Here is a 24,856-nt window from a genome sequence, read left to right on the forward strand (position 1 = left end):
CCACGGGCGATTAATTCATTAACGCAGTGAACCTTTTCGGCATGCCGCGGTTTCGCGGAATTGAAAAGTGTGGATGGTTGTGGCGATCCAGCCGGCGCGAAAGGGCGGCAGCGTGGCTCGCGCAGGACCTTCCAGGCCGCCGTGCTCCCGGCGGCGCTCCACCGTGGGGCGGGCTCGGCCAGCACCGGACGGGAACGTTCCAGATCCGGGCCGTGCCCGTTCCGCCCGGATTCATGTTACGCGGGGATTTCATCGCCTGCAGTCTGTTTGCGCGTCGCCGGTGCGCCATGTTCTCTTTCATCGGACGCCCCCTCCCCTGCAAGCAATCCCAAACATCGGTTACGCGGGGGACCGAAAATAGGGCGAGGTCGCGCCGCATCCGCCGCCGTAACGCCCGCGCGACGTGCGTCGCACGCGCGGCCTCCGGCCAGGGCTGCTCCCTTGGGGACCTGTCACGACTCAAGTAACTTGTGTCCGGCCATGCGCCTTGACTGGTCTCAACATAAGGAGTGTCCACGGTGGCCCCAAGCACCGGGATTGAGAATGACCTCGCCGTCCACGCGGACGATTCGCACGGACGGGCACTGGCACGCACGTCATTTCACGTCCTGCTCAGCGGAGTCGCCTCGGACTCCCACACCTGGAATCTCGTGTATCTGGATAAGCTGCTGCAGGAGGCGGGCTGTTCGGTGACGAATGTGGGGCCCTGCCCTCCGGACGGCCTCCTCGTCGACGAATGCGCGTCCACGCATCCCGACCTGATCGTGCTCAGCAGCGTGAACGGCCACGGCGCCATCGACGGCATGCGCGTCATCCGGAGGATCCGGCGCGTCCCGGAGCTGGCGCGCACGCCGGCCGTGATCGGGGGGAAGCTCGGCACGCTCGGCGCGGAGAACGGGACGCTGGCGCCCCGGCTGCTCGCCGCCGGGTTCGACCGGGTGTTCCCGGACGGCTCGGTCCACGGGTTCCTCGGCTACCTCGGCGAGCTCCAGACCAAGGCGGACGCAGATGGCCCGCGGCTCGTCGGAGCCTGAGCGCCGGAGCGGGTTCGGCTCCCGCGTCGAGGCGGCCCGCGCGGCGGGACGGCTAGTGGTGCAGCCGCGCATGGGCTTCGAGGATCCCGCGACGATGCGGCGCGGCCTGACGGCCGTGCGGGACGCCCCCGCGACCACGGTGGGGACGATCACGGTCGACAGCTACACGCGGATCGGAGACCACGAGGCGGCCCGGCGGGCCCTGCGGAACGGCAGCAGGCTCAACGGCTACCCGATCACGGCCCATGCGCGGGACGTGACGCGGGAACTGGTCCACGGCCTGGCGGACCAGGACTTCCCGGTACAGGTGCGCCACGGGAGCTCCGACCCCGAGCCCATCATCGCGGCGATGCTGGCGGCCGGGCTGGACGCGACCGAGGGCGGGCCGGTGTCGTACTGCCTGCCCTACGGCCGCACCCCGCTGCGCGACTCGGTCGATCGGTGGGCGCGGGCCTGCGAGACGCTGGCGGGCCTCCAGGACTCCGGCCGCCACCCGCACGTGGAGACCTTCGGCGGGTGCATGCTCGGGCAGCTGTGCCCGCCGGGTCTGCTGGTCGCCCTGTCCGTCCTGGAGGCGCTGTTCTTCGTGCAGCGCGGGCTGCGTGACGTGTCGCTCAGCTACGCCCAGCAGATCGATCCCGAACAGGACCGGGAGGCCGTCGCCGCGCTGGACAGGCTGGCCGCCCGCCTGCTTCCGACCGCCCGCTGGCATATCGTCGTCTACGCCTACATGGGGGTCTATCCGCGGACTCGCACCGGTGCGCTGCGGCTTCTGCGCGACGCGGCGGAACTGGCCGCCGGCAGCGCCGCGGACCGGCTGATCGTCAAGACGGTCGCGGAGGCGCACCGCATCCCCACGATCGAGGAGAACGTGGAGGCGCTGGTGGTGGCGCACGATGCCGCCGCCCGGTCGCCGGCGTTCCCGCCGGTGACCGGCGACACCGAGACCTACCGCGAGGCCCTCGCACTGGTCGAGGCGGTGCTGGAGCTGCACGCCGACATGGGCACGGCGCTGCGGCGCGCCTTCGCCAACGGGTACCTGGACGTGCCCTACTGCCTGCATCCGGACAACCGCGGGGGCACGACCAGCAGGATCAGCGGCGGCCGGCTGAGGTGGGCCGACACCGGCGCCATGCCGATCCGTGTCCCGCCGGCGGAACGGTCCGGCGCGGGCGCCCCCGGTTCCGACGAGTTGCTCGACGCTCTGTCGCAGATGGAGCGGAAGTACGACGCCCCGGCCGCCTCCCCGGCGGCGGGCGGCCCGACATCAGGCTCTCCTACCCTTGGTGGTTCTTCATGACCTCTCCCCAGGCACCGCCCGAGCCGCTCACCGACACGCCTCGCGACCATCTGCTCTCCCCCCGGACCCGCCGGGCGCTCCAGGCGCAGGACCGGCTGCTCCAGGCCGCCCGCGACTACCTGCACGGGGAGGGTTTCGTCGAGATCCTGCCCCCGCTGATCGGGCCGGTGACCGATCCGGGGGGACGCGGCGCCAAGCAGGTGGACATCGACTACTACGGACACCGCTACAAGCTGATGACGAGCGGCATCCTCTACAAGCAGGCCGCGCTCCTCACCTTCGACCGCGTCTTCACCGTGGCCCCGAACGTCCGGATGGAGCCGCTGGAAACGGCCGCGACGCACCGGCATCTCGCCGAGTTCCACCAGATCGACGTCGAGGTCGGCGAGGCCGGCCGGGACGAGGCCATGCGGGTCGCGCAAGGTCTGGTCTGCGCCATGTTCGAGCGGTTCGGCCCGTGGTGGGAGAACGAGACGGGGTCCGCCGCCGACGGCCGGCCCGCTCCGGGGAGGCCGTTCGAGCGCATGACCCACGACGAGGCGGTCAAGCGCCTCCAGGATCTCGGCCACCCGCAGGATCCGCACACCGAAATCGACTGGCAGGGCGAGGAGCTCCTGTCGCGCGACCTGGCCGGGCCGGCGTTCGTCACCGACTACCCCAAGGGGTCCCGCGGCTTCTACGACCGCGAGGATCCCGACAGGCCGGGGATGCTGCGCAACTTCGACCTGCTCGCGCCCGGCGGCTTCGGGGAGCTGTGCAGCGGAGGGGAGCGCGAGCACGAGTACCGCAGGGTGCTCACGAGGATCCGCGAGACGGGCGAGAACCCGGCCAAGTACGGCTGGTACCTGGACGTCCTCCGGCAGGGGATACCTCCCAGCGCGGGGTTCGGGCTCGGCGTGCAGCGGTTCACCCGGTACGCGTGCGGGCTGGACGCCGTCTGGCAGGCCAGCGCGTACCCGAAGGTCCCCGGGGTGATGGCGCCGTGAAGCGGCTCAGCGCGCCCGGATTCCCGGAGGGCCTGGTCCGGCGCCGGGCCCGCGAGGGGGCCGCGGCGGTCTTCCCCGGGCCCGGCGACTACGGACGGACCGTCTTCGGCGCCGGATCCTCCGGCGACCCGGAGACCTCCGTCAGGATCGTCCCGCCGGTCTTCGTGCCGGAACGCCTGGAGAAGCTGTACGACCTGGGCCGGGAGCCCCTGCCCGCGGACGTCGACCTGACCGCGTCGGTCGGGGGCTTCGCGGCGGCTCTGCCGCTCTACGTCTCGGCGTTCGGGTCCACGGACGTCGCCGAGAGCGACCACGGCCTGGCCGTGGCCCGGCAGGCGGGCCGTCTCGGCGTTCCCATGGTCATCGGCGAGAACGTCATCCCCGTGCGGGCACGCGGCCACGAGGGGGCGGGCCCCGTGGAGCCGGTGGTGAGACGTATCGCCGCCTACGCCGAAGGCCTGCCGCCCGAGCTGGGCGGCGTCGTCGTCCAGCAGAGCACGGAGGACGCCGACGCCGAGGTCTGGAACCTGCTCTACAGCCACCCCGCGACGCGGGAGCTGCTCGAGAGCGGCAGGCTCGGGTTCGAGCTCAAGGTGGGGCAGGGCGCCAAGCCGGGGCTCGGGGGGATGACGCTGCTGGACGAGGCCGCCGCGGGCGCCCTCATGGAGCGCTACTCCATCGACGGGCTCTGGGAGCGGGGGCCGGTGCTGCGCGGCAGCAGCCCCGGGACCTTCACCTCGGAGATCCTCCGGCACCAGATCCGGCTGATGCGCAACAACTACCCGCGGTGCCGCGTCTGGGTGAAGCTGCCGCCCACCCGGGACATCGCGGAGGCCGCCGCCACGGCCTGGGAGGCCGGTGCCGACGCCGTGACCGTCGACGGGGCGGAAGGCGGCACGGGCTGGGCCCCCGTCGCCTTCCTCGACGCGGTCGGGCTGCCTCTCACGGAATGCCTGAGCCGCATCGATCCCTCGGGTGGATGCCTTCTGGTGTCGGGACGGATCTGGAACGGCGTCGGGGCGGCCACGCGCTTGGCCGAGGGCGCCGACGCCGTGGGGCTGGGCAGGGCCGCGCTGATCGCGGCCGACGAGGACGGCGAGGACGGGCTGCGGCGGCTGGCCGAGAGCATCGGCTACGAGCTGCGCCTGCTCACCAGTGCCGTCGGCAAGTACGCGCCCGGCCGACTGGGCCGGGAAGACCTGTGGACGCCCCACGCCGCCACGCATCCGCCCACGCGCACGCCCGTCAACGCTGCGCAGGAGACCGCCCTCTCCGGGGCGGACCGCCGCGATGCCGTCTGGAAGCGGCTCCGGCAGGCCATGCCGGAGGGCGAGTTGGAGGGCGCCATGCGCAGCGCGCTGCGCCTGCGGGCCCACCTGGTCGAGCGCAGGCCCCTGGGCCGCAGCCGGGTGCTGGTCGCGTACGGGGGCGGCAAGGACAGCGCCTACACGCTCGCCTACGTCCGGACGATGCAGCTGGCGCTGCACGCCCTGTACGGCGAGACGTTCCCGCTGCGGATCGTCACGATGCGGCACGCGGGGGTCTCACCGGCCGTCATGCACAACATCGAGCGCTCCTACCGGGCGCTCGGCCTGCTGGACGATCCCGACTGCGAGCCGCTGCTCGTCGACGGCACGGAGGTGGCCCCGTACTCGGTGGACCGGCCGCTGCCGCCCGATCTCGTGCAACGCAACCGCGAGGACATCCTCATGAGCGGGCACCGGACCTTCGGCGACGGCCGCCCCACCTTCTGCAACGCCTGCAACATCAGCGTGGCCAAGGCCATGGGGCTGTCGGCCTCGTACGGGGACGGCGTCGACGTCATCATCACCGGTGACTCGCCCCAGGAGCAGCGCTCCTACGCGGTGTGGATCAACAGGCTCGGGCGCCGGCTGGTCCCGGACGTGCGGCACCGGCGCGGACGCGGTTTCCCCGGCGTCCTCACCACCATCGACGCGCTCGCCCAGCACTACTTCGAGGACGTCCACGGCCCCCGGCACATCGAGGAGCCGGTCGGCGAGGGAGTGCCCGAGCACCTGACCTTCTTCTCCATCTACGACGAGACGGCCTACGCCGCGGGCGACCACTGGGACCTGCTCACGAGCTTCCTGGGGTTCGAGTTCGAGGAGTCGGCGTTCAACTTCACCGAGTCCGACTGCCGCAACCCGGCGCTGATGGCGCACCTGCGCGCGCTGAAGGCCGAGCGGCTCTACCAGCGGGACTACGCGTCCGGGCTCGAGGAGTACGTCGAGTTCGCGCTCGGGCTGATGCGGAGCAAGGACATCCCCGAGGTCCTGCTCAAGATGGTGGAGGAGCGGTACCGCGGCCCCGGGGCCGCGGAGAAGCAGCGGGCCCAGGCCGGGGAGTACGCGCGCGCGGTCTTCGGCCTCACCGAGGAGCAGCTCGTCTGCATGGTGTACTCGCCCTTCGCCGAACGTGCCGCCGGGCTCGACCGGTACCTCGCCCAGGAGCAGCCGCAGCTGGCGGCCGGGGCGGGCCTCGTCCGCGAGCTGCTCGGCGGGAAACGGCGGCCGGGCCCGGACACGGAGGATCTCGTCCGGGATCTGGAGCGCGTCAGCGGCCTGTCGCTGGAACAGTTGCGCACGTTGCACGACCGGGAGCTGACCCGGCCCGGTGCCGGTGCCGGTGCCGGCGATGGCGGTGGCGGCGGACTGCCGGCGGTGATCCTCGACGGCGACCCGCACCAGGCGGTCATCACGACGCGGCACCGGCCGGACGGACCGGAGGTGGCCGAGCGCGTGTCCGGGAGATGAGGTGGACGGCGTACAGCCGCGCCACGCGGGCCTGGCCGCCGTCGTGGTGGTCATCTGGGGCGTCAACTTCGTCATCATCGACGTCGCGCTGCGCGAGTTCCCGCCGCTGCTGCTGGCCGCGCTGCGGTTCGCCCTGACGGCGGTGCCCGCGATCCTGTTCGTCCGGCGCCCGCCGGTCGCGTGGCGGTGGATCGTCGCCGTGGGCTTCCTCCTCGGGGTCGGCAACTTCGGGCTGCTGTTCCTGGGGATCAATCTGGGCATGCCCGCGGGGCTCTCCTCGCTGGTGCTGCAGTCCCAGGCGATGTTCACCCTGCTGATGGCCGCCGTGCTGGTGGGCGAGCGCCTCGGCCGCCGGCACGTCGCCGGTACGGCCGTCGCCACCGCCGGCCTCGTGCTGATCGCGGCCGGCGGCGGCGACTCGGTGCCCCTCGGCCCGTTCCTGCTGGTGGTGGCCTCGGCCGTGTGCTGGGCGGCCGCCAACGTGTGCACGCGCGCCTCCGGGGCCCCCGCCGGGCTCGGGCTCCTGGTGTGGTCCAGCGTCATCCCGCCGCTGCCGCTGGCCGCCCTGTCGTACCTGGTGGAGGGGCATGACGCGGTCGCCGGTGCGCTGACCTCGTTCGAGCCGGGCGCGACGCTGGCGCTGGCGTACCTGGTCGCCCTGGCCACCCTGGTGGGGTTCGGCACGTGGAACACGCTGCTCCGGCACTATCCGGCGGGCCTCATCGCGCCCTTCTCGCTGGCGGTGCCGGTCGTGGGCATGAGCGCGGCGTGGGTCTGGCTCGGCGAGCGGCCCGGCGCCGCCGAGCTGGGCGGGGCCGCGGTGATCCTGCTCGGGCTCGCCCTGGTCGTCCGGCCGCCCCGGCGGGCCCGGGCGGTCCCGCCGCCCGTCCGGCACCAGGAGGAGGCGCGAGCGCCATGAGCCGGACGACCGGCCGGGGCCCGCCGCCGGCGTCGCCGCTGTGGCGCCGCGCCTCTGCCATCCCGTATCTCTGGTGAGGGACGGCACGGCGCCGTCCCTCACCCGGACACCGCACGATCGTGCCCCCTTCCGCGGGCCGAGCCGCATCCGGACCCGCCTCATCCAGGAGAACGTCGCCATGACGCTGGAATCGCCGCGCGCCGCCTCGAAGGGCAGGCGTTCCCCCGCCCTCGTCTTCGCCGGGACGTCCGTGCTGGTCGTCGTGGCCGCGGGCGTGGCGTGGTGGCTGGCACCGGCCGGACGGGACGGCCCGGACGCCCTCACGGGGGCCGGCGTGCCCGGTGGCGAGGGCTTCCACCTGCTCCTGGCGATCGCGGTGGTGCTCGGGGCGGCGCGGCTGGGCGGAATGGTCGCGCAGCGGTTCCGCGCTCCCGCCGTGCTCGGCGAGATCGCGGTCTGCCTCCTGCTCGGCCCCTCGCTGCTCGGGGCCGTGGCGCCGGACGCCATGGAGTGGATCTTCCCCGCGGAATCCCTGCAGAAGATGGGAGGGCTCGCCCAGCTGGGCCTGGTGCTGTTCATGGTGGCGGCCGGGGCCGAACTCGATCTCGGGCTGCTGCGGACGGCGCGCCGGTCGCTGATGACCGTCGGCTACGCGGCGCTGGGGTTCCCGCTCGCCGCGGGACTGCTGATCGCCGTGCCGACCTACGCCGTCTACGCGGGGCGGGGCATCGCCTTCCCCGTCTACGCGATCTTCCTCGGCGCGGTGCTGAGCGTCACCGCCCTGCCGGTCCTGGCCCGCATCCTCGCCGACACCGGACTGAGCGGCACGCCCATCGGCTCGTTCGCGCTCGGGACCGCCGCCGCGACCGACCTGGTCGTGTGGTCGCTGGCGGCGATCTGCCTGGGGCTGGCGGCCACCGGCGGGGGGTCGGGCGCCACGGTCGTCCTGCTCGCGGCGCTGTTCGTCGCCGTCATGGTGACGGCCGTGCGGGCGGCGCTGCGCGGCGTCCTGGAACGGCCGGGGCCGGTCGGCGAGGACGGGTCGGCGGTGGCGCTGACGGTGGTCATGGCGGGCGGAGTGATCGCCGCCGCCACCACCGAGGCCATCGGGGTGCACGCCGCGTTCGGCGCGTTCGTCTTCGGGGCGGTCCTGCCCCGCCGCTCCCCCGGCGCCGTGCGGGCCGCCGAGCGGCTCGGCCGGTTCTCCGCGACGGCCCTGCTGCCGCTGTTCTTCCTGGAGATCGGCATGCGCACCGACCTGACCGGCGCGGGCGGCGGCACCGGGCACTGGCTGTGGTGCCTGGCCTTCGTCACCGTCGCGATCACCACCAAGCTGGGCGGCGCGGCCCTCGCCGCCCGCGCGGACCGCTGGCCCTGGACCACGGCGCTGGCCCTGGGGCTGCTGCTCAACTGCCGCGGAGTGACGGAGCTGATCCTGCTCAAGATCGGGGTGGACGCCGGGATCATCTCCCCCGGCCTCTTCGGCATCCTCGTGATCATGACGCTGGTGACCACGGCGATGACCGCGCCGCAGGCCGGACGGCTGACGCGGGCCGGCGTCGCCGGCCGGGCCGGGCCCGCTCCCCCGGACACGACCGTCCCGAAGACCCTGACGACGACCGCGACCGCACGAGAACCCAGTGAAGGAGGCCGGTGATGTCCACGGTCGACGGACCCGCGCGCCCCGCGGCGGGACGCCGGATCAAGGCCCTCGTCCTGGCCGGCGGCTCCGGCTCCCGGATGAGGCCGATCACCCACAGCTTCGCCAAGCAGCTGGTGCCGGTGGCCAACAAGCCCGTGCTGTTCTACGGGCTGGAGGCCATCCGGAACGCCGGCATCCGCGAGGTCGGCATCGTCGTCGGCGCCACGGAACCAGAGATCAGGGACGCGGTCGGCGACGGGTCCAGGTTCGGCCTGGAGGTGACCTACCTGCGCCAGGACGCGCCGCGCGGGCTCGCGCACGCCGTCCTCATCGCCCGCGAGTACCTCGGCGACGACGACTTCGTCATGTACCTGGGCGACAACTTCATCGTGGGCGGCATCGACGACCTCGTGGACCGGTTCCGGCGGGAGCGGCCCCCACGCGCAGATCCTGCTGACCAAGGTTGCCGATCCGCGCCCGTTCGGCGTGGCGGAGCTGGACGCCGACGGCCGCGTGGTGAGGCTGGAGGAGAAGCCCGAGCGGCCGAGGAGCGACCTGGCCCTGGTGGGGGTGTACCTCTTCGGCCCCGCGGTGCACGAGGCGGTGGCCGCGCTCCGCCCGTCCCGGCGGAACGAGCTGGAGATCACCGACGCCGTCCAGTGGCTGATCGACCGCGGCCACCGGGTGGAGTCCACGCTGGTCTCCGGGTACTGGAAGGACACCGGCAACGTCGCCGACATGCTCGAGGTCAACCGGCTCGTCCTGGAGGGCCTGGAGCCGTCGGTGGACGGCGAGGTGGACGAGGCCAGCGAGCTGATCGGCCGGGTCGAGGTGGGGCCGGGCGCCCGCGTCCTCGGCTCGCGCGTCGTCGGCCCGGTCGTGCTCGGTCCGGGCTCGCTGGTCCGCGACTCCTACGTGGGGCCGTTCACCTCCATCGACCGCGACTGCGCCGTCATCGGGAGCGAGATCGAGTACTCGATCGTGCTGCGCGGCGCCCGCATCGACGGCGTCGGCCGCATCGAGTCGTCGCTCATCGGCAGGGAGGCCCGGGTGGTCCCGGCGCCGCGGGTGCCCAACGCGCACCGGCTCGTCCTGGGCGACCACAGCAGGGTGCAGATCAGCAGATGACCGCGCGGCGGAACCGGCCGGCGCGGCGACGGCCCGAACGACCTGGAGGGTGCACATGACGTGGATGGTGACGGGAGCGGCCGGGATGCTCGGCACGGACCTGGTGGACCGGCTGCGGGCGCGCGGCCACGAGGTCGCCCCCATGGCCCGCGCCGACCTCGACCTGTGCGAGCCGGACGGCGTGCACGAGGCGCTGCGGCGGGTCCGGCCCGCGGTGGTGGTCAACTGCGCGGCGTGGACGGCCGTGGACGACGCCGAGGCCCACGAGGACGCCGCGCTGGCCGTCAACGGCACCGCCGTGGGCGTCCTGGCGGCGGCATGCGCGGACAGCGGCGCCAGGCTGGTGCAGATCTCCACCGACTACGTCCTCGACGGCCGCTGCGACTCCCCCTACCCCGAGGACGCGGCCACCGCGCCGGTGAACGCCTACGGCCGTACCAAGCTCGCCGGCGAGATGGCCGTGCTGGGCACCGGGCAGGGGCACGTGGTGCGCACCGCGTGGCTGTACGGGGCGCACGGCCCCAGCTTCGTCCGCACGATGATCCGCCTGGCCGCCGAGCGCGACACCGTGGAGGTGGTCGACGACCAGCACGGCCAGCCGACGTGGACGGGCGCTCTCGCCGACCAGATCATCGCGCTGGCGCTGTCGGACGCCCCTGCGGGCGTCTACCACGGCACCGCCGCGGGGCGCACGACCTGGTACGGGCTGGCGCGCGAGGTCTTCGCCCTGCTGGGGCTCGACCCGGACCGGGTGCGCCCGACGACGAGCGCGAACTTCCAGCGTCCGGCGCCCCGTCCCGCCTACAGCGTGCTGGGACACGACCGCTGGGCGGAGGCCGGGCTGGAGCCGATGCCGCACTGGCGCGACATGCTCCACAAGGCGTGGCCCGCGCTGCGCTGAGCGGAACGCGGGCCGGGGGCGTGTTCAGGCCGGGCGGCCGGCCGGGCCGGTCGGTCGGCCCGGCCCGTCAGGCCGGGCTGCCGGTCCTGGCGTAGTACTCCAGGCAGTCCTTGTAACCGGGCAGCACTCCCGACTCCTGCACGGCGGCGAGCGAGGGCGCGGCCGCGTCCTTGGCCGACAGGATCGGCTCGATGTCCTCGGGCCACCGGATGCCGAGTTCGGGATCCAGCGGATCGACCGCGTGCTCGCGCCCGGGCGCGTACGGCTCCGAGCACATGTACAGCATCTTCGCGTCGTCGGTGAGGGCCATGAAGGCGCGGCCCAGCCCCTCGGCGAGGTAGAGGCAGCGGCGGTTCTCGTCGTCCAGCCGGACCGCCTCCCAGCGCCCGAACCCGGGGGAACCGGTGCGCAGGTCGACCACCACCTCCAGGATCGCGCCGTGGACGCAGGTGATGTACTTGGCCTGACCGGGCGGAACCTCGGCGACGTGCACGCCGCGCAGGACGCCGCGGGCGGAGACGGAGAAGTTCGTCTGCGCCGTCGTCAGCGAGTGACCGGTGGCCTCGCTGAATTCTCCCGCCCGGAACACCTCATGGAACGAACCGCGATGGTCGGAATGCACGCGCGGAGTGAACAGAAACGCGCCTTCGATGCTGAGTGGATCCACAGCGACAGAATGTCATGTTCCCGACCGCGGGCGAAGATCGGCGACCAGGCGGCGCTCACTCGTTCTCCGCGATGAGCGGCATGCCGAAACGGAATCTGGCGAAACCCTCCGGCATCTTCCGGGCGTGCGGGGTATTGAACCAGATCCGCAGCAGGTCGCGGCGGTGGCCGGGCGAGTCACGAAAGGCCGTCCGCGAGTGCACGACGACGTTGTTGTTGACGAACTGGAGGTCGCCAGGACGCAGTTCCATGCTCACCTGGTTGCGCTCGGTGTGCGCGATCTCCTCGAAAAGGTCCAACGCCAGCCGCTCCATATCGGTCAGCGGGATGCGCGACTTCCGCACCGCGGATTCGATGTAGTGGCGGATGTAGTAGCGGCAGCTCAGCACGTCGCCGAAATACCCGTAGACGGGATTGCGGTAATAGGGGGCCTCGCCGCTCTCCTCCTCGGTGCGGCGGTCGTAGACGAACCCGACGTAGTAGACGCCCAGCAGCTCGCGATGCTCCTCCAGCAGCCGGTTGTGGATCGTCGTGGACGAGGCGAGCACGCTGGCGCCGCCCTCCCTGGCGTCGCGCAGGCACAGCAGGCCGGTGATGTCGGAGCTGTCGGTGTGGAAGGGCACGACCGCGCTGGTCTCGTAGATCCGGACGGCGTTGTCGCTCAGGTCGCCCTTGCCGTAGTCGGTCACGTGGGAGATCAGCTCGCCGCGGGCGTTCTGCGTGACGGCGGTGCCCATGTGCGCCACGATCCCCCAGTACAGGAGGTACTGCTCGGCCGGCGGCAGGTCGATCGGGACGCCCCGCAGCACGGCGAAACCGCGGCCGAACTCCAGCTCCCGCACCAGCTCGGCCAGTTTCGGCGCGAGGCGGGGCAGCGGGAAGTCGGCGGCCGTCACCTGCGCCGGCGGCCGGTCCGCGGGCAGGCCGCGGAGGGCCTGGAGGAGCTCGTCGCGCTCGGCGGGCTCGAGCGTGACCACCCAGTCCGACGGCTGGAAATCCGCCCCCACCCACGCGCTGGGGCCGGTGATGCGCCGCGTGCAGATCCGCATATGGGCGAGTCCCCCTTCACTCGATCCGAAAGCCTCATCGGCCGGCGGCGGCCCCGTCCGGACGCCGCCGCAGCACCATCGGCAGGCCGCCTCGCGGGCGGAGCGTGAGCGTCGCCTCGGCCTCGACCTCGGTCCCGGGCACCAGGTCGAAGGCGAACCGCCGGGACAGCGTCCCGACCGTCAGCGTCGCCTGGAGGAGTGCGAAACCCAGCCCGATGCACTGGCGCCGCCCGGCGCCGAAGGGGATGTAGGCGGTGCGGTCCCTGTCCGCGTCCTGGCCGGGCAGGAAGCGCGCCGGGTCGAAGGTCCCTGGATCCGGCCAGACGCGGGCGTCGCGGTGCAGGAGATGCGGGCAGACCGCCACCGTGGCCCCGGCCGGCACCGCGAACCCGCCGATCACATCGGCTCGCGCGCACTGCCGCTCGATCAGCCAGGACGGCGGGAACAGGCGCATCGACTCCTGGACCACCGCGGCCGTCCACGGCAGTTCCGCCGCGTCCTCGACCGGCCGCTCCCGGCCGGACCGTTCCCGCGCGCGGAAGAACCCGTCGACCTCGGCCTCCAGCCGCGACCGCGCCTCCGGGTGCAGCGCGAGCAGGTACCAGGTCCAGGCCAGCGCGGTGGCGGTGGTGTCGTGCCCGACCAGCAGGAACGTCTTCAGCTCGTCCCGGACCCTGGCCCGGCTCATCAGCGGTGCGCCGGCGGCGTCCCGGCCGTGCAGCAGGAGCCCGAGCAGGTCGCCCGGATCGGGTTCGGCGGCGGTGGACCGCTCCTCCACCATGCCCCCGACGATCGCGTCCAGCGCCGCCGACGCCCGGTCGAGACGGCGCCAGCGCACCGTCTGGAGCCGCAGGGCCCGGTCGAGCGACACGCCCGGCAACCGCGCGGGCAGCCACCACGCGAGCACCGACCGCATCGCGTCGCCGATCGCCCGGAGCACGTCGTCGATGGCCTCGTGGACCGCCTCGGCGTCGCCGGTCAGGTCGGTGCCGAACAGCGCGCGGCCGGCCACGCCCAGCGACAGGACGTTCATCTCCTCGGTCATGTCGATCCGCTCGCCGTCCGGCCGGCCGTCCCACTCCGCGGTCGCGCTCGCCAGCGCCGCGGCCATGTGGGCGGCGAAGCGACCCATGTGGCGCCGCGCGAACAGGGGCTGGACCGCGCGCCGCTGCCCCGCCCAGGACGCGTCGTCGTTGGCGAGCAGTCCCTGCCCGAGGCCGCGCGCGAGCAGCCGCGCGTTGGGCGTCTTGCGGTACCGGCCCTGCTCGGAGACCAGCACGCGGGCGGCGGCCTCGGGGCCGTTGACCAGGAAGTACGGCGGCATTCCGGGCGGATCGAGCCGTACCACGTCCCCGTAGCGGCCGGCGAGCCCCTCGAAGGCCGCGCGGGGATCGGTGCGGATCAGCCCCGCGGCCCGCAGCGTCTCCAGGCCCCGCGGTCCGGGCGCCCTGCGCGGGCGGACGGTCTGCTCGGTCACGGCTCCACCTCCGTATCCGCCCCGGCCCGCGGAGCGGTGTCTCGCCGGCGAGACACCGCCGGACCGGGCGCGATCGTTCCGGCCGCTCGGCCGGCCGGGCCGGGCGGACGGGGCCTCACGCCTCGCCGTACGGGGTGACCTGGTGGTAGGCGAGCCACCACTTGCCGTCGCGGCGGAGGTAGGCGCTCGTCACGCCCCCGACCAGCTTCGGATGGCCCTCGCGGCGGTGGGTCATCATGTAGACGACCAGGGCGCTGTCGTCGGTCTGGCGGATGACGCGGGGGTCGTCGAGCTCGAACTCGAGCACCGGCGGTGCCGCCGCCGCCTCCTTGAGGACGGTCTCCCGGTCGATCATGCACAGCGGTGCCATGACGGTGAGGCCGCCCTCGTCGATCAGGCGCTCCTCGAAGAACGCCTCGCGGCGGGTCGGCGCGGTCATCGCGGTCCACAGTTCGTATTCCAGGGAAATCAGCGTCTCCGCGAAATCCATCAGGCCCTCTTCGCTCGATGTCCGCAATGGCGGGCGGCGGAATCACCGGTTCGACGGGAAATGCCTTCTCGTCCCGTATCGCATCCTTGCACCATTGGCGGGACGAGAAAACGACGGAGCGGGCGGGAGGCCGGCGATGCCGACGACGAAGGGCACCGAGGGCGGGGAGGTCGCCATGCCGCGGACCGGTCCCGCCGACTCGCTGGTGGACGTGGCGGGTGTGCGGGTCGGCCAGGTCCAGCGCCGGGGCGACGGGTGGCGGACGGGGGTGACGGTCGTCCTCTTCCCGCCGGACGGGGCGGTGGCGGGGGTCGAGGTGTCCGGCGGAGCGCCGTGCACCCACGAGACCGACCTGCTCGATCCGCGCAACCTGGTGGAGCGCGTCCACGCGATCAGCCTGTCGGGCGGCTCGGTCTTCGGCCTGGCCGCGACGGCCGGGGTCACCGGCTGGCTGGCCGACCACGGGCACGGCCTGGTCGCCGGCCCCGACCGCACCGAGCGGATCCCGCTGGTGCCGGGGGCCAGCATCTTCGATCTGGGCCGCGGCGGGCGGTTCCGCGCCGCGCCCGACGCCGCCATGGGCGCCCGCGCCTGCGAGGAGGCGACGGACGGGCCGGTCGCGCAGGGCTCGGTCGGGGCCGGCACGGGCGCCGTCGCCGGCGGTCTGGCGGGCGGCGTCGGCACCGCCAGCGCCATCACGCCGGCGGGCTTCACCGTCGCCGCGCTCGCGGTGGTGAACGCCAGCGGTTCCCCGGTCGACCCGGGCACCGGGGAGCTGTACGGGGCGCGCTACGGGCTGCCGGGCGCGTTCGCCGGACTGCGCCGTCCCCGGTCCGCGGAACCGGCGGCGGTGACGACCGGGTACCGGAGGGTGCCGCGCAGCACGACGCTGGCGGTGCTCGCCACCGACGCGCGCCTCGATCGGGGCCGGTGCGGCAGGCTGGCCACGGCCGCCCACGACGGCATGGCCCGCACCCTCCGGCCGGTCCACACCCTGACCGACGGCGACGCGGCGTTCGCCGCGTCGCTCGGCGAGAGGGAGCCGGACTTCGCCGCCTTCCAGGATCTGCTCGCGGTGGCGGGGGACGTCTTCGTCCGCGCGGCGCTGGGCGGACTCCTGCGGGCCGAGGGATGGCCGGGGGTGCCCAGCTACAGGGACGCCTACCCGAGCGCCTTTCCGGAATGAGCGGCGGTTTTCACGTACGGCCGCGCACGGCTGCGTACGGCTGCGCGGCCGTGAGAATCTCCGGCACCGTCCCGCCAGCGGGACGGCGGGCGGAGCCCCGGACGCGGCAACGAGCCCGTCCCGCCCACCCGGGCGGGACGGGCTCGCCGTTCGGCCCGCCGCGGTCAGGCCCGCGGGCCGCCGTCCCCGCGGACTCCCGCCGCACGGTCGAGGCCGCAGTACCCGCCGCCGAACCACACCAGCGGGCTGCGGTCATGGTCGGCCGCGCAGTCCAGAACCTCGCCCACCAGCACGACATGGTCGCCGCCCGGCGTCAGCTCCACCACGCGGCAGTCCAGGTGGGCGGCGGCGCCCTCCAGCAGCGGGGCGTCGGTGCGCCGCGACCGCCGCCACGCCACCGCGGCGAACTCGTCGGGCGCCTCGTACCGCACGGGCGAGGCGAACCAGTCGGCGATCTCCCGCTGCTGCTCGGCCAGCACGTTCACGGAGAACTCCCGGACGCCCGCCATGGTGCTCGCGAAGCGCCCGCCGCGCTTCACCGCGGCCAGCACGAGCATCGGGTCCAGCGACAGGGACAGCACGGCGTTGGCGGTCATGCCCCGCGGGCTGCGGCCGGCCATCGCGGCCAGGACCGTCACCCCCGTCGGGAAGGCGCCCATCACCCGCCGGAACGCCGACTGGGTCGGCCCCGCCGCGTTGTCGACGGACGTCATTCGAAGCAGTGCTCTGGGCCGGGGAACGTCCCGGCCCGGACGTCCTCGGCGAACCGCCGCGTCGCGTCGGACAGCGTCTCGGCGAGCCCGGCGTACTGCTTGACGAACCGGGGGAGGCTGCCGGTGCGCAGGCCCGCCATGTCCTGCCACACCAGCACCTGCGCGTCGCAGTCGGGGCCCGCGCCGATCCCGATCGTGGGCATGCGCACCTCCGCCGTCACCCGCTTGGCGACCGAGGCCGGCACCATCTCCAGCACCACGGCGCACGCGCCGGCCCGTTCGAGGGCGAGCGCGTCGGCGAGGATCTCCTCCCCCGAGTCACCCCTGCCCTGCACCCGGTAGCCGCCGAGCATGTGCTCGCTCTGCGGGGTGAACCCCAGGTGCCCGACGACCGGGATGCCGGCGGCGACCAGCGCCTCGACGTGCTCGGCGTAGTGGCGGCCGCCCTCCAGCTTGACCGCGTGCGCCCGGCCCTCCTTCATGAAGCGGACCGACGCGGCCAGCGCCTGCTCGGGGGACGCCTGGTAGGACCCGAACGGCAGGTCGGCGATGATCAGGGCCCGGGAGGTCGCGCGGGTCACGGCCCGGACCAGGGGCAGCAGCTCCTCGACGGTGACCGGGAGGGAGGTCTCGTACCCGAAGACGTTGTTCGAGGCCGAGTCGCCGACGAGCATCACCGGGATGCCCGCATCGTCGAAGATCTTCGCGACGTACATGTCGTAGGCGGTGAGCATGGGCCAGACCTCGCCCCGCTCCTTCATCTGCCGCAAATGGTGGACGCGGACGCGCTTGCGGCTGGTCGCCTGCGCCGCGCCCGAACCGTACGGAGCCTGCGTCTCGGCCCCGCCCGTCCCAGTCGTGGACATGGTCATCGAACGATCCTCCTGTCGGCTGTTCACGCGTATCGGCCGTTCAGAGTTCAGGAATTCCGGGGCGGGCATCCGCCGTTCAGGCGTCCGCCGTCGCGGTCAGCTCGAGCTTCTTGCGCCGGTTGAAGGGACTCGCGGGCCGGACGGCCAGCCGCTCCCCGACGAGCGTCCGGGCCTCGTCGCGGCGTCCCGCGCGCAGCGCCGCCTCCAGCAGCGTCTGGTGGACGACGTCGCGCTGCGCGTGGCTGCCGCCGCACCGGTACAGCTCCCGCCGGACCGGCATCAGCAGGTCGAGGACCTCCCGATGGCGGCCGCGCGCGAAGGCGACGATCGCCCGGCACACCGGGAGCCCGACGGCGGCGGTGACGGCGGCGTTCTCGGCCTCCGCGCTCCCGGCCTCCGCGGCGTACCTCTCGCGGGAGCGCAGCAGCTCGGCGGCGGCGTCCGCGTCGCCCGCGCCCGCGAAGCACATCGCGGCGTGCCAGTCGTTGAAGGCGCACCACGGTTCGCCCGCCCGCGGGCGCCACGCCTTCGCCAGCTCCGTGAACCGGTCGTGGACGTCGGCTCCGGCCAGGTGGAGCCGCCACAGCAGGGAGGATCCGTTGAGGATCTCCAGCGCGGTCCCGGAGGTCTTCTCCGGCGCCAGCGTCCGGTCGTAGATCCGCAGCACGGCGTCGGCGTCCCCCGCCTCCAGCAGGAACAGGGCATGATGCCAGGCGATGTGCAGGCGCATGTAGTTGTCGCCGTCCCACTGACCGCGCCGCTCCTCGATCCAGCGCAGACCGTCGTCGCCCCGGGCCCGCATCTCGTAGGTGTGCGCGACCGCGTGGATCGCCCAGACGTTCTCGGCGTCCAGGGAGACGGCCCGCCTGCCCAGTTCCTCGGCGTACTCCCAGTGCCCGTTCTCCTCGGCGCCGAAGGCGTACATGCCGAGCAGGCACCCGTAGTGCGGATCATCCTCCCCGGAGAACGGGAGCACCGCCCCGATCCGGTCGCGCAGCGCGACCGCGTCGCCGCGCAGGAAGTCGACCTGGTGGCCGACCGCCAGGGCGATGAGGTCGCGCGGGTGCCGCATCGAGATCCGCGCCAGGACGGCGCCCGCGGCGCCGAGGTCGCCCGCCAGCAGCAGCCCGGCCGCCTCGACGTGGTCCCGTTCGCGGTCGGTCAGCGCCAGCCCGGCGAAGCCGCGGCGGGCGGCCGCGAACCTCGCGCCCGACTCGGCCGCGATGCCCGCTTCGGTGCTCAGCGCGCCGACGTAGGCGTCCAGGACCGAGGCCAGAGGGAACGGCTCGCCCGCGGCCGTCCACGGCTCCACGGGATCGAGCATTCCGTGCCGGAAGCGGAGCAGTCGGCCGACCGACCGCCGGAGCGCGGTGACGGCGGCGGCGTCGGGAGCGTTGAGCGGGAGATCGTACTCATCGGTCTGCATGTGCGGCCCCCTCCGTTCCTTTTCCGGGAGTCCGCGGGGGCGGCCCCTCTCCCGGAGGACACTAACCCCGGCGCCCCGGACCCACACGGCGCCGCCGGGGCCGTCCCGCCGGCGGGACCCGCACCGCCCGGCGGTTGACACAATTGCGCGGCGGCTCGGACGGCCGCCGCGTTCCGCCCGCCGAAGATCTCGACTGGCGGAACCGCCCCTGGTTAGCCTTGCGCCACCATTCCCGTACTTCGAAAGGGCGATGATGGTTCTGAGCGACTTCCATATCGGTGGCACGGGAGTGCGCATACCACCGTCTATACCGCTCAGCCAGGTCGTCGCCGACGGGCTCTACTCCGCCGAGGACCTCGAAGAAACGCAGCTGGAATCCATTGCCGTCAGCAACGAGGGATTTCCCGCGGAAATGGCGGCGCAGGCCGCCAGGGACGCGATCGCCGCCTCATCGCACGCGCCCGAGGACGTGGCGCTGACGCTTTATGCCTTCATCTCCAATCAGGGGCTGAGCGGATGGCACGCCGGCGCGTACGTGCACCGGTCCGCCGTGGGCGGCCACTCCCCCGTGCTCGAGGTGGGCCAGCGGTCCAACGGCGGCCTCACCTCCCTGGACCTGGCCGTCGCGTACCTGCAGGCCCGGGGCGGCTCCGCCGCGCTGGTCACCACCGGGGACCGGTTCGGGGACCTGCCCGGCGGCCGCTGGAACTACGACGACGGGCTGATCCCCGGCGACGGCGCCACCGCGCTGCTGCTCTCGCGCGAACGCGGCTTCGCCCGGATCCTCTCCCTGACCATCCGCTGCGACTCCTCGCTGGAAGGGCTGCACCGCGGCGACGCGGGGTACGTCGAGCGGCCGAACTCCGACTTCACGCCGTCGTTCCGGCAGCGCAAGCGCGAGTACCTGTCCAGGAACGACCTCAAGGAGGTGGCCGGCAGGTTCACCGCCGGAGCCGCCGCCACCGTCGCCCCCGCCCTGGAGGAGGCGAAGGTCCACAAGAAGGAGATCGACCACTGGGTCCTGCCCTTCATCGGGCTCCACGAGCTGCGCACCTACTACCTGGATCCGCTGGAGATCCCGCTGGAGTCCACCCTGTGGAGCTGGGGCCGCACCGTCGGCCACCTGGGCGCCGGAGACCAGATCGCCGGGCTGCACCGGCTGCACACGCAGGGGCTTCTGGCACCGGGCCAGACGGTCGCGCTGCTGGGTGTCGGAGCGGGGTTCAGCTGGTCCTGCGCCGTCCTGAGGATCGAAGGCCCATGACTCCCGGGGCGCGGGGGGCCGGGGAGCGGATCGTCGTGCTCCAGTCCCGGCAGCCGCTGACCGCGGACCTGCGCGAAGCCTTCCCCGCCGACCGGTTCAGCGTCCTCGTGCTGCGGGACGGGACGTCCGGGCCGGTCGTGCGCGAGGACGCCCCCGGCCCCGTGCCCGAGGTCGTCGCGGCGGACCGGGACGGCTGGGAGGGCCTCCTCCGCCGGATGGCGTCGGAAGGGCCACTGCAGGTCGTCGCCAACGACGAGTACTGCGTCGAGGCGTGCGCGCGGCTCCGGGCCGCCCTCGGCCTGCCGGCGCGGCACCCCGCGGTCCCGGCGCACTACCTCGACAAGGTCCTGATGAAGGAGCGGCTCCGCGCGGCGGGCGTGCGGGTCCCCAGGTTCCTCCCGTTCGCCCCCGCGGTCCGGAACTCGCCGGACGCTCGCGCGGAGGTGACGCGCGCGGTCGGCCTGCCCGCGGTGGTCAAGCCGTGCCGCGAGGCGAACTCGCGCGGCGTGGAGATCATCGCCTCGGAGTCCGCGCTCGCGGACTGGCTGGCCGCGCACGACGGCGAGCCCGGCTGGCAGGTCGAGGAACACCTGGACGGGAGCCTGCACCATGTGAACGCGCTGGTGCGGGACGGGCGGATCGAGCACGTCCAGGCGGGCGGCTACCTCGGTCCGCTGCTCGGGCTGGAGGACGGGGTGCGCTACGGCGGGTACACGGTGCCCGCGGACCACCCTCTGACCGCGCAGGCCCGGGAGCTGAACGCGCGCGTCATCGACGCGCTGGGCGCGGACGGCTCCTTCGTCGCGCACACCGAGTTCGTGCTCACCGGCTCCGGCGAGCCGGTCGTCCTGGAGACCGCCGCGCGGGCCCCGGGGGCCCTGCTCTCGGAGATGGCCCGGGTGCACGCCGGGACCAACCTCGAAGTGGCGAACCTGCGGATGCAGGCGGGCCTGGAGGTCCCGCCGCCCCGTCCGGGCGGCACGCTGGCCGCCTGGCTGTGGGTGCCGGTCAGGGCCGGTGAGCGTCCCGCCGAGGTGCCCACCCTGCCGGCCGGGCACCGGCTGCACCTCACCCGGGCGGGCCGCGACGGCCATCAGAACCGCCAGGCCGTGCTCGGGGTATCCCTGCTCCTGTGGAACACCGACCTGGCCGGACTGCTCGACGACGTCGAGGGCGCGCGGGGGGCCGCCTGGTTCCAGGCGGCGGGCGCCCTCCCGCGGCACCGGCAAGCCGAGGCGAGGAGGACCTCGTGAGGACCGAAAGCGGCACACCCGACAGCGGCGCACCCGGCGGCGCTGCCGGCACTGGGGGAAGGCGGGCCGAGACCGGCACGCGGGACGAAGGGGGCACGCGAACCGACGGCGGCACGCGTGAGGGCGGCGGCACGCGGAACGAGGACGCCCTGCAGACCGACCGCGTCCTGGTGTACCGGAGGCCGGCGGAATACGTCGACAGCGACCATCCCAGCATCCGCGCCGCCGCCGAGGCGATCGCCGGCCCGGCCACCGGGCCCGCGGAGAAGGCGCGCGCCTTCTACTACGCCGTCCGCGACGACATCCGCTACGGGTTCCCGCCCGGCGAGCGCGGGCCCGGAGCCCAGACCACCGCCGACTACTTCCGCGACCTGTCCACCTACCGGGCCAGCAGCGTGCTCGCCGCGGGCTTCGGCTACTGCGTCGGGAAGTCGGCGGTCTACACGGCGCTGTGCCGGGCGTCCGGACTGGCGGCCAGGCCCGCGTTCGCCGACGTCCGCAACCACCTCAGCAACCGGCGGCTCCGCAAGGCGATGCGGACCGACGTGTTCGCCTGGCACGGCTACGCGGAGGTGCTCCTGCACGGGCGGTGGGTCAAGGTCACCCCGATCTTCGACAGCGCCATGTGCCGGCGCGCGGGCGTGCCGCCGCTGGAGTTCGACGGCGAGTCCGACGCGATGCTGCAGCAGTTCGACAACTCGGGGCAGCGCTTCCTCAGCTACGTCCAGACGCACGGGACGTTCCACGACGTGCCCGCGCGGTTCCTGGCGACCGAGATGGTGCGGCTGTATCCGGACCTGGTGACGCATTACCCGTGATCGCAGAGCGTCCGAAAGGACGGGAGCGGAGGGCATCATCACAGCGACGGCGGTACGGCCGCGCGCGCTGGTCATCGACTGGGTGGGCGTGCTCACCACCGGCTTCGAGTCGTCGGTGGCGGCATGGTCGCGCAGCGAGGGACTGGACGTGGCGGCGGTCATGGACGTCCTCGCCGAGTTGCGCGGGGCGGGGGTCGGCGAGCAGGCCGGCAGCGGAATGATCACGGCGCTGGAGCGCGGTGAGGTCGGCCCGGAGACCTTCGAGCGGGCGCTGGCCCTGCGGCTGCGCCGCGTCTCGGGGGTGGCCGTGGAGCCGTCCGGGCTGATGGGGCGGCTGTTCGGCCACTTCGAGGTGGACCTGCGGCTGCTGGCCGCGGTGCGGCGGCTGCGCGACCGGGGCCACCGCACCGCGCTGCTGTCCAACAGCTGGGGCAACGACTACCCCCGGACGCTGATCGACGGCGCCTTCGACCAGGTGCTGATCTCCGGCGAGATCGGCCTGCGCAAACCGCAGCCGGAGATCTTCTGGCACGCCGCCCGGCGGCTGGGGGTGGCCCCGCACGAGGCGGTCTTCGTCGACGACCTCGCCGACAACGTCGCCGGGGCGGCCCGGGCGGGGATGATCGGCGTGCTGCACGAGAGCCGCGCCGCCACCGAGCGCGCCCTCGACGGGCACTTCCCGGTCCCCGAGGAGGCCGGCGCCGGCTCCGAGGGGAGGGACCGTGCCCACTGAGTTCGCGACCGGCGCCGCGCCGACCCCCGCCGAGCTGGACGCCGCGGCGGCCGTGGACGGGGTGGCCCCCGCGGTCGCCGTGACCTACGCCCCGGTCGCCCGGCACCTGACCCGGCTGGCCGAGGCGGCGCGCGCCGCCCGGGCCGGCGGCGCGGGCGCGCGGCGCCCGTTCGTCATCGGCCTGACGGGCGGGGTCGGCGTGGGCAAGAGCGTCACCGCCCGGATCCTGGCCCGGCTGATGGACAGCGGCGCCGCGCCGTGCCGGATCGAGATCGTGGCCACCGACGGGTTCCTCCTGCCGGCCCGCGAGTTGCGGGAGCGGGGCATCATGCACCGCAAGGGGTTCCCCGAGTCCTACGACCTGGGCCGGGCGGGCGAGTTCCTGGACGAGCTGCGGCGCGGCGCGCCCGAGGTGAGGGTCCCGGTGTACTCGCACCACTCGTACGACATCGTCCCGGACGCCGCGCAGCACCTCCGCGACCCCGACGTCGTCCTGGTGGAGGGCGTCTACGTGGCCACGCTGATGCGGCCGGACACGGCGGAGGCGGTCGCCGAGGGTGCCTTCGACGTGACGCTCTACCTCGACGCCGCCCCCGACGCCGTGCGCGCCTGGTACCTTGACCGCGCCATGCAACTGATTACCGAGCGCATGCGGGAAGTGACCCAGCCCGCGTGGACCATGACCCGGGAGGAGTCGAGAGCGATGGTCGAGCGCGTCTGGGAAGAGGTCAACATCGTCAACGCCCGCGAGAACATCGTCCCCAGCAGGGGCTTCGCCGATCTGCTGGTGACCAAGAGGGACGACCACTCGGTCTCCTCCGTACGGCTCCGGGACCACGGTCCCCTTCGGAAGGGCGGGACGGGATGACTCAGGACCATGACGAGTTCCTCGCCGCCCACGGGATCGACACCGTGGAGCTGGCGACGCCGGACGTGACCGGTGCGCTGCGCGGCAAGCGGCTCCCTCTCGCCTCGTTCCGGGAGAACGGGCTGGCCGGCGATGTCGGCCTCTCCTCGGCCGTGCTGGCCTGGGACTACGCGATGGAAGTCCTGGAGATCAGCGACTACGACTGGAAGAACGGGTACTCCGACGTCTTCCTGCGGCCCGACCTGGGAACGCTCCGGACGGTCCCGTGGAAGCCCCGTACCGCGCTGGTGTTCTGCGACCTGGTGGACGGCCGCGGCGGGCCGGTCCGGCTCTCGCCCCGCACCGTCCTGCGCGACGCGCAGCGGCGCTGCGTGGAGGCGGGCTACGACCCGTTCTTCGCGCTGGAGACCGAGTTCTACGTCCTCGACCGCGAGACTCTGCGGCCCGACTCCGACCGCAATCCCGTCTACAGCCTGCACGACAACGTGCGGCTGGAGCCGCTGCTGGCGGAGATCTGCGCGGCGCTGGAGGAGGCGGGCGTGCCGGTGGAGGCGTGCGGGGGCGAGTACGCGCCCGGCCAGGTCGAGATCAACCTGACCCCGTCGGACCCGCTCTCGGCGGCGGACGACCTGCTGTTCTTCCGCTACGCCGTCAAGCAGCTCGCCGAACGGCACGGCCGCCTGGCCACCTTCATGGGCAAGCCGTTCGGGGACCTGTCGGGGAGCGGTCTGCACGTCCACCAGAGCCTGTGGCGCCCGGGCCGGACCGAGAACGTCTTCTACGACGCCGAGGGCGAGGGGCTCAGCGAGACGGCGCGGCACTACGCGGCGGGCCTGCTGCGCTACTCGGGCGAAGCGCATCTCATCGCGGCGCCGACTCCCAACGCCTACAAGCGCCTGGCCGAGCACTCGTTCGCCCCGGTCAACCTGACGTGGGGCATCGACAACCGTTCGGTGGCGATCCGGGGCCTGGCCCGGCACGCCCACGGCACCCGGTGGGAGAGCCGGGTCGCGGCGGCCGACGCCAATCCCTATCTGGTCCAGGCGTACCAGTTGTCCGCCGGGCTGGCGGGCATCGCCGAGCGGACCGAGCCGGACCCCCAGGCGTCGACGGACGCCTACACGGCGCCGGGGGCGGAGCCGCTCCCCATCCATCTGGCCGACGCGGCCGGGCGGCTGCGCGACAGCCGGTTCGCGCAGGAGGTGCTCGGCAAGGAGTACGTCGAGCTGCTGTGCGCGATCGCGCGGCGGGAGGACGAGGCGTACCGGTCCCAGGTGTCGGACTGGGAGCGCGGCCGCTACCTGAGCGCCGTCTGACCGCGGGTGCCGGCGAGCCGCCCCGGGGGTGCTCCCCCGGG

Annotated in this window: 21 protein-coding genes and 1 pseudogene; 15 read left to right on the forward strand and 7 right to left on the reverse strand. The window is 73.6% G+C overall.

Annotated elements, in window-relative coordinates; translation table 11 throughout:
- The first annotated feature begins 518 nt into the window (after nt 1–518).
- The 8 genes and pseudogenes from ACZ466_RS51440 (at nt 519) to rfbD (ending at nt 10,684) form a co-directional block, all read left to right on the forward strand.
- Nucleotides 519–1,034, forward strand: coding sequence for a cobalamin B12-binding domain-containing protein (locus tag ACZ466_RS51440; RefSeq protein ID WP_464044065.1), 516 nt, complete (start codon nt 519–521; stop codon nt 1,032–1,034).
- Nucleotides 1,009–2,334, forward strand: coding sequence for a methylaspartate mutase (locus ACZ466_RS51445; RefSeq protein WP_378282810.1), 1,326 nt, complete (start codon nt 1,009–1,011; stop codon nt 2,332–2,334). The genes ACZ466_RS51440 and ACZ466_RS51445 overlap by 26 nt, the downstream gene beginning before the upstream one ends.
- Entirely contained in the window at nt 2,331–3,320 is a 990-nt protein-coding gene (locus ACZ466_RS51450; RefSeq protein ID WP_378282809.1) for an asparagine synthetase A, read from the forward strand. The genes ACZ466_RS51445 and ACZ466_RS51450 overlap by 4 nt, the downstream gene beginning before the upstream one ends.
- Nucleotides 3,317–6,094: a glutamate synthase-related protein gene (locus ACZ466_RS51455; protein ID WP_378282808.1), complete on the forward strand. Its 2,778-nt coding sequence runs from the start codon at nt 3,317–3,319 to the stop codon at nt 6,092–6,094. Before ACZ466_RS51450 ends, ACZ466_RS51455 begins: the two co-directional genes overlap by 4 nt.
- A 1-nt stretch (nt 6,095) precedes the next feature.
- Complete coding sequence (locus ACZ466_RS51460; RefSeq protein WP_464042251.1) at nt 6,096–7,013, forward strand: EamA family transporter; 918 nt, start codon at nt 6,096–6,098, stop codon at nt 7,011–7,013.
- Nucleotides 7,014–7,086: 73 nt separating this feature from the next.
- Nucleotides 7,087–8,670, forward strand: coding sequence for a cation:proton antiporter (locus ACZ466_RS51465; RefSeq protein WP_378282806.1), 1,584 nt, complete (start codon nt 7,087–7,089; stop codon nt 8,668–8,670).
- Between the two features lie 44 nt (nt 8,671–8,714).
- Nucleotides 8,715–9,783 (forward strand): annotated as a pseudogene (locus ACZ466_RS51470) (glucose-1-phosphate thymidylyltransferase).
- Nucleotides 9,784–9,838: 55 nt separating this feature from the next.
- A complete protein-coding gene (gene rfbD, locus ACZ466_RS51475) occupies nt 9,839–10,684 on the forward strand; it encodes a dTDP-4-dehydrorhamnose reductase (protein WP_378282805.1) in 846 nt (281 codons plus the stop codon).
- Between the two features lie 67 nt (nt 10,685–10,751).
- Here the strand turns inward: rfbD and ACZ466_RS51480 are convergent, their stop codons facing one another.
- From ACZ466_RS51480 to ACZ466_RS51495, 4 genes are all read right to left on the reverse strand, one after another.
- Entirely contained in the window at nt 10,752–11,351 is a 600-nt protein-coding gene (locus ACZ466_RS51480; RefSeq protein ID WP_378282804.1) for a dTDP-4-dehydrorhamnose 3,5-epimerase family protein, read from the reverse strand.
- A 55-nt stretch (nt 11,352–11,406) separates the two neighbouring features.
- Nucleotides 11,407–12,399, reverse strand: coding sequence for a TauD/TfdA family dioxygenase (locus ACZ466_RS51485; protein WP_378282803.1), 993 nt, complete (start codon nt 12,397–12,399; stop codon nt 11,407–11,409).
- A 34-nt stretch (nt 12,400–12,433) separates the two neighbouring features.
- On the reverse strand, nt 12,434–13,876 hold the full coding sequence (locus ACZ466_RS51490) for a cytochrome P450 (protein ID WP_378282802.1): 1,443 nt from the start codon (nt 13,874–13,876) through the stop codon (nt 12,434–12,436).
- 115 nt (nt 13,877–13,991) lie between these two features.
- Nucleotides 13,992–14,366, reverse strand: coding sequence for a DUF4440 domain-containing protein (locus ACZ466_RS51495; RefSeq protein WP_378282801.1), 375 nt, complete (start codon nt 14,364–14,366; stop codon nt 13,992–13,994).
- Nucleotides 14,367–14,502: 136 nt separating this feature from the next.
- Here ACZ466_RS51495 and ACZ466_RS51500 point away from each other — a divergent pair, with 136 nt between their 5' ends.
- A complete protein-coding gene (locus ACZ466_RS51500) occupies nt 14,503–15,552 on the forward strand; it encodes a P1 family peptidase (protein WP_378282800.1) in 1,050 nt (349 codons plus the stop codon).
- Nucleotides 15,553–15,716: 164 nt separating this feature from the next.
- Here the strand turns inward: ACZ466_RS51500 and ACZ466_RS51505 are convergent, their stop codons facing one another.
- The 3 genes from ACZ466_RS51505 to ACZ466_RS51515 form a co-directional block, all read right to left on the reverse strand.
- Nucleotides 15,717–16,265, reverse strand: coding sequence for a flavin reductase family protein (locus tag ACZ466_RS51505; RefSeq protein ID WP_378282799.1), 549 nt, complete (start codon nt 16,263–16,265; stop codon nt 15,717–15,719).
- Nucleotides 16,262–17,131, reverse strand: a complete 870-nt coding sequence (gene panB / locus ACZ466_RS51510; RefSeq protein WP_378282891.1) for a 3-methyl-2-oxobutanoate hydroxymethyltransferase — start codon at nt 17,129–17,131, stop codon at nt 16,262–16,264. Before panB ends, ACZ466_RS51505 begins: the two co-directional genes overlap by 4 nt.
- An 82-nt stretch (nt 17,132–17,213) precedes the next feature.
- On the reverse strand, nt 17,214–18,563 hold the full coding sequence (locus ACZ466_RS51515; protein WP_378282798.1) for a tetratricopeptide repeat protein: 1,350 nt from the start codon (nt 18,561–18,563) through the stop codon (nt 17,214–17,216).
- 412 nt (nt 18,564–18,975) lie between these two features.
- Here ACZ466_RS51515 and ACZ466_RS51520 point away from each other — a divergent pair, with 412 nt between their 5' ends.
- The 6 genes from ACZ466_RS51520 (at nt 18,976) to ACZ466_RS51545 (ending at nt 24,815) form a co-directional block, all read left to right on the forward strand.
- Nucleotides 18,976–19,827, forward strand: coding sequence for a ketoacyl-ACP synthase III family protein (locus tag ACZ466_RS51520; RefSeq protein ID WP_464042253.1), 852 nt, complete (start codon nt 18,976–18,978; stop codon nt 19,825–19,827).
- On the forward strand, nt 19,824–21,080 hold the full coding sequence (locus ACZ466_RS51525) for an ATP-grasp domain-containing protein (protein ID WP_378282796.1): 1,257 nt from the start codon (nt 19,824–19,826) through the stop codon (nt 21,078–21,080). Before ACZ466_RS51520 ends, ACZ466_RS51525 begins: the two co-directional genes overlap by 4 nt.
- Complete coding sequence (locus ACZ466_RS51530) at nt 21,077–21,898, forward strand: transglutaminase-like domain-containing protein (RefSeq protein WP_378282795.1); 822 nt, start codon at nt 21,077–21,079, stop codon at nt 21,896–21,898. The genes ACZ466_RS51525 and ACZ466_RS51530 overlap by 4 nt, the downstream gene beginning before the upstream one ends.
- 73 nt (nt 21,899–21,971) lie before the next feature.
- Nucleotides 21,972–22,631, forward strand: coding sequence for an HAD family hydrolase (locus ACZ466_RS51535; RefSeq protein ID WP_464044066.1), 660 nt, complete (start codon nt 21,972–21,974; stop codon nt 22,629–22,631).
- Complete coding sequence (locus ACZ466_RS51540) at nt 22,621–23,499, forward strand: type I pantothenate kinase (RefSeq protein ID WP_378282794.1); 879 nt, start codon at nt 22,621–22,623, stop codon at nt 23,497–23,499. The genes ACZ466_RS51535 and ACZ466_RS51540 overlap by 11 nt, the downstream gene beginning before the upstream one ends.
- Nucleotides 23,496–24,815, forward strand: a complete 1,320-nt coding sequence (locus tag ACZ466_RS51545) for a glutamine synthetase family protein (protein ID WP_378282793.1) — start codon at nt 23,496–23,498, stop codon at nt 24,813–24,815. Before ACZ466_RS51540 ends, ACZ466_RS51545 begins: the two co-directional genes overlap by 4 nt.
- Nucleotides 24,816–24,856 lie beyond the last annotated feature (41 nt).

This window comes from Actinomadura rugatobispora, from assembly GCF_055379765.1.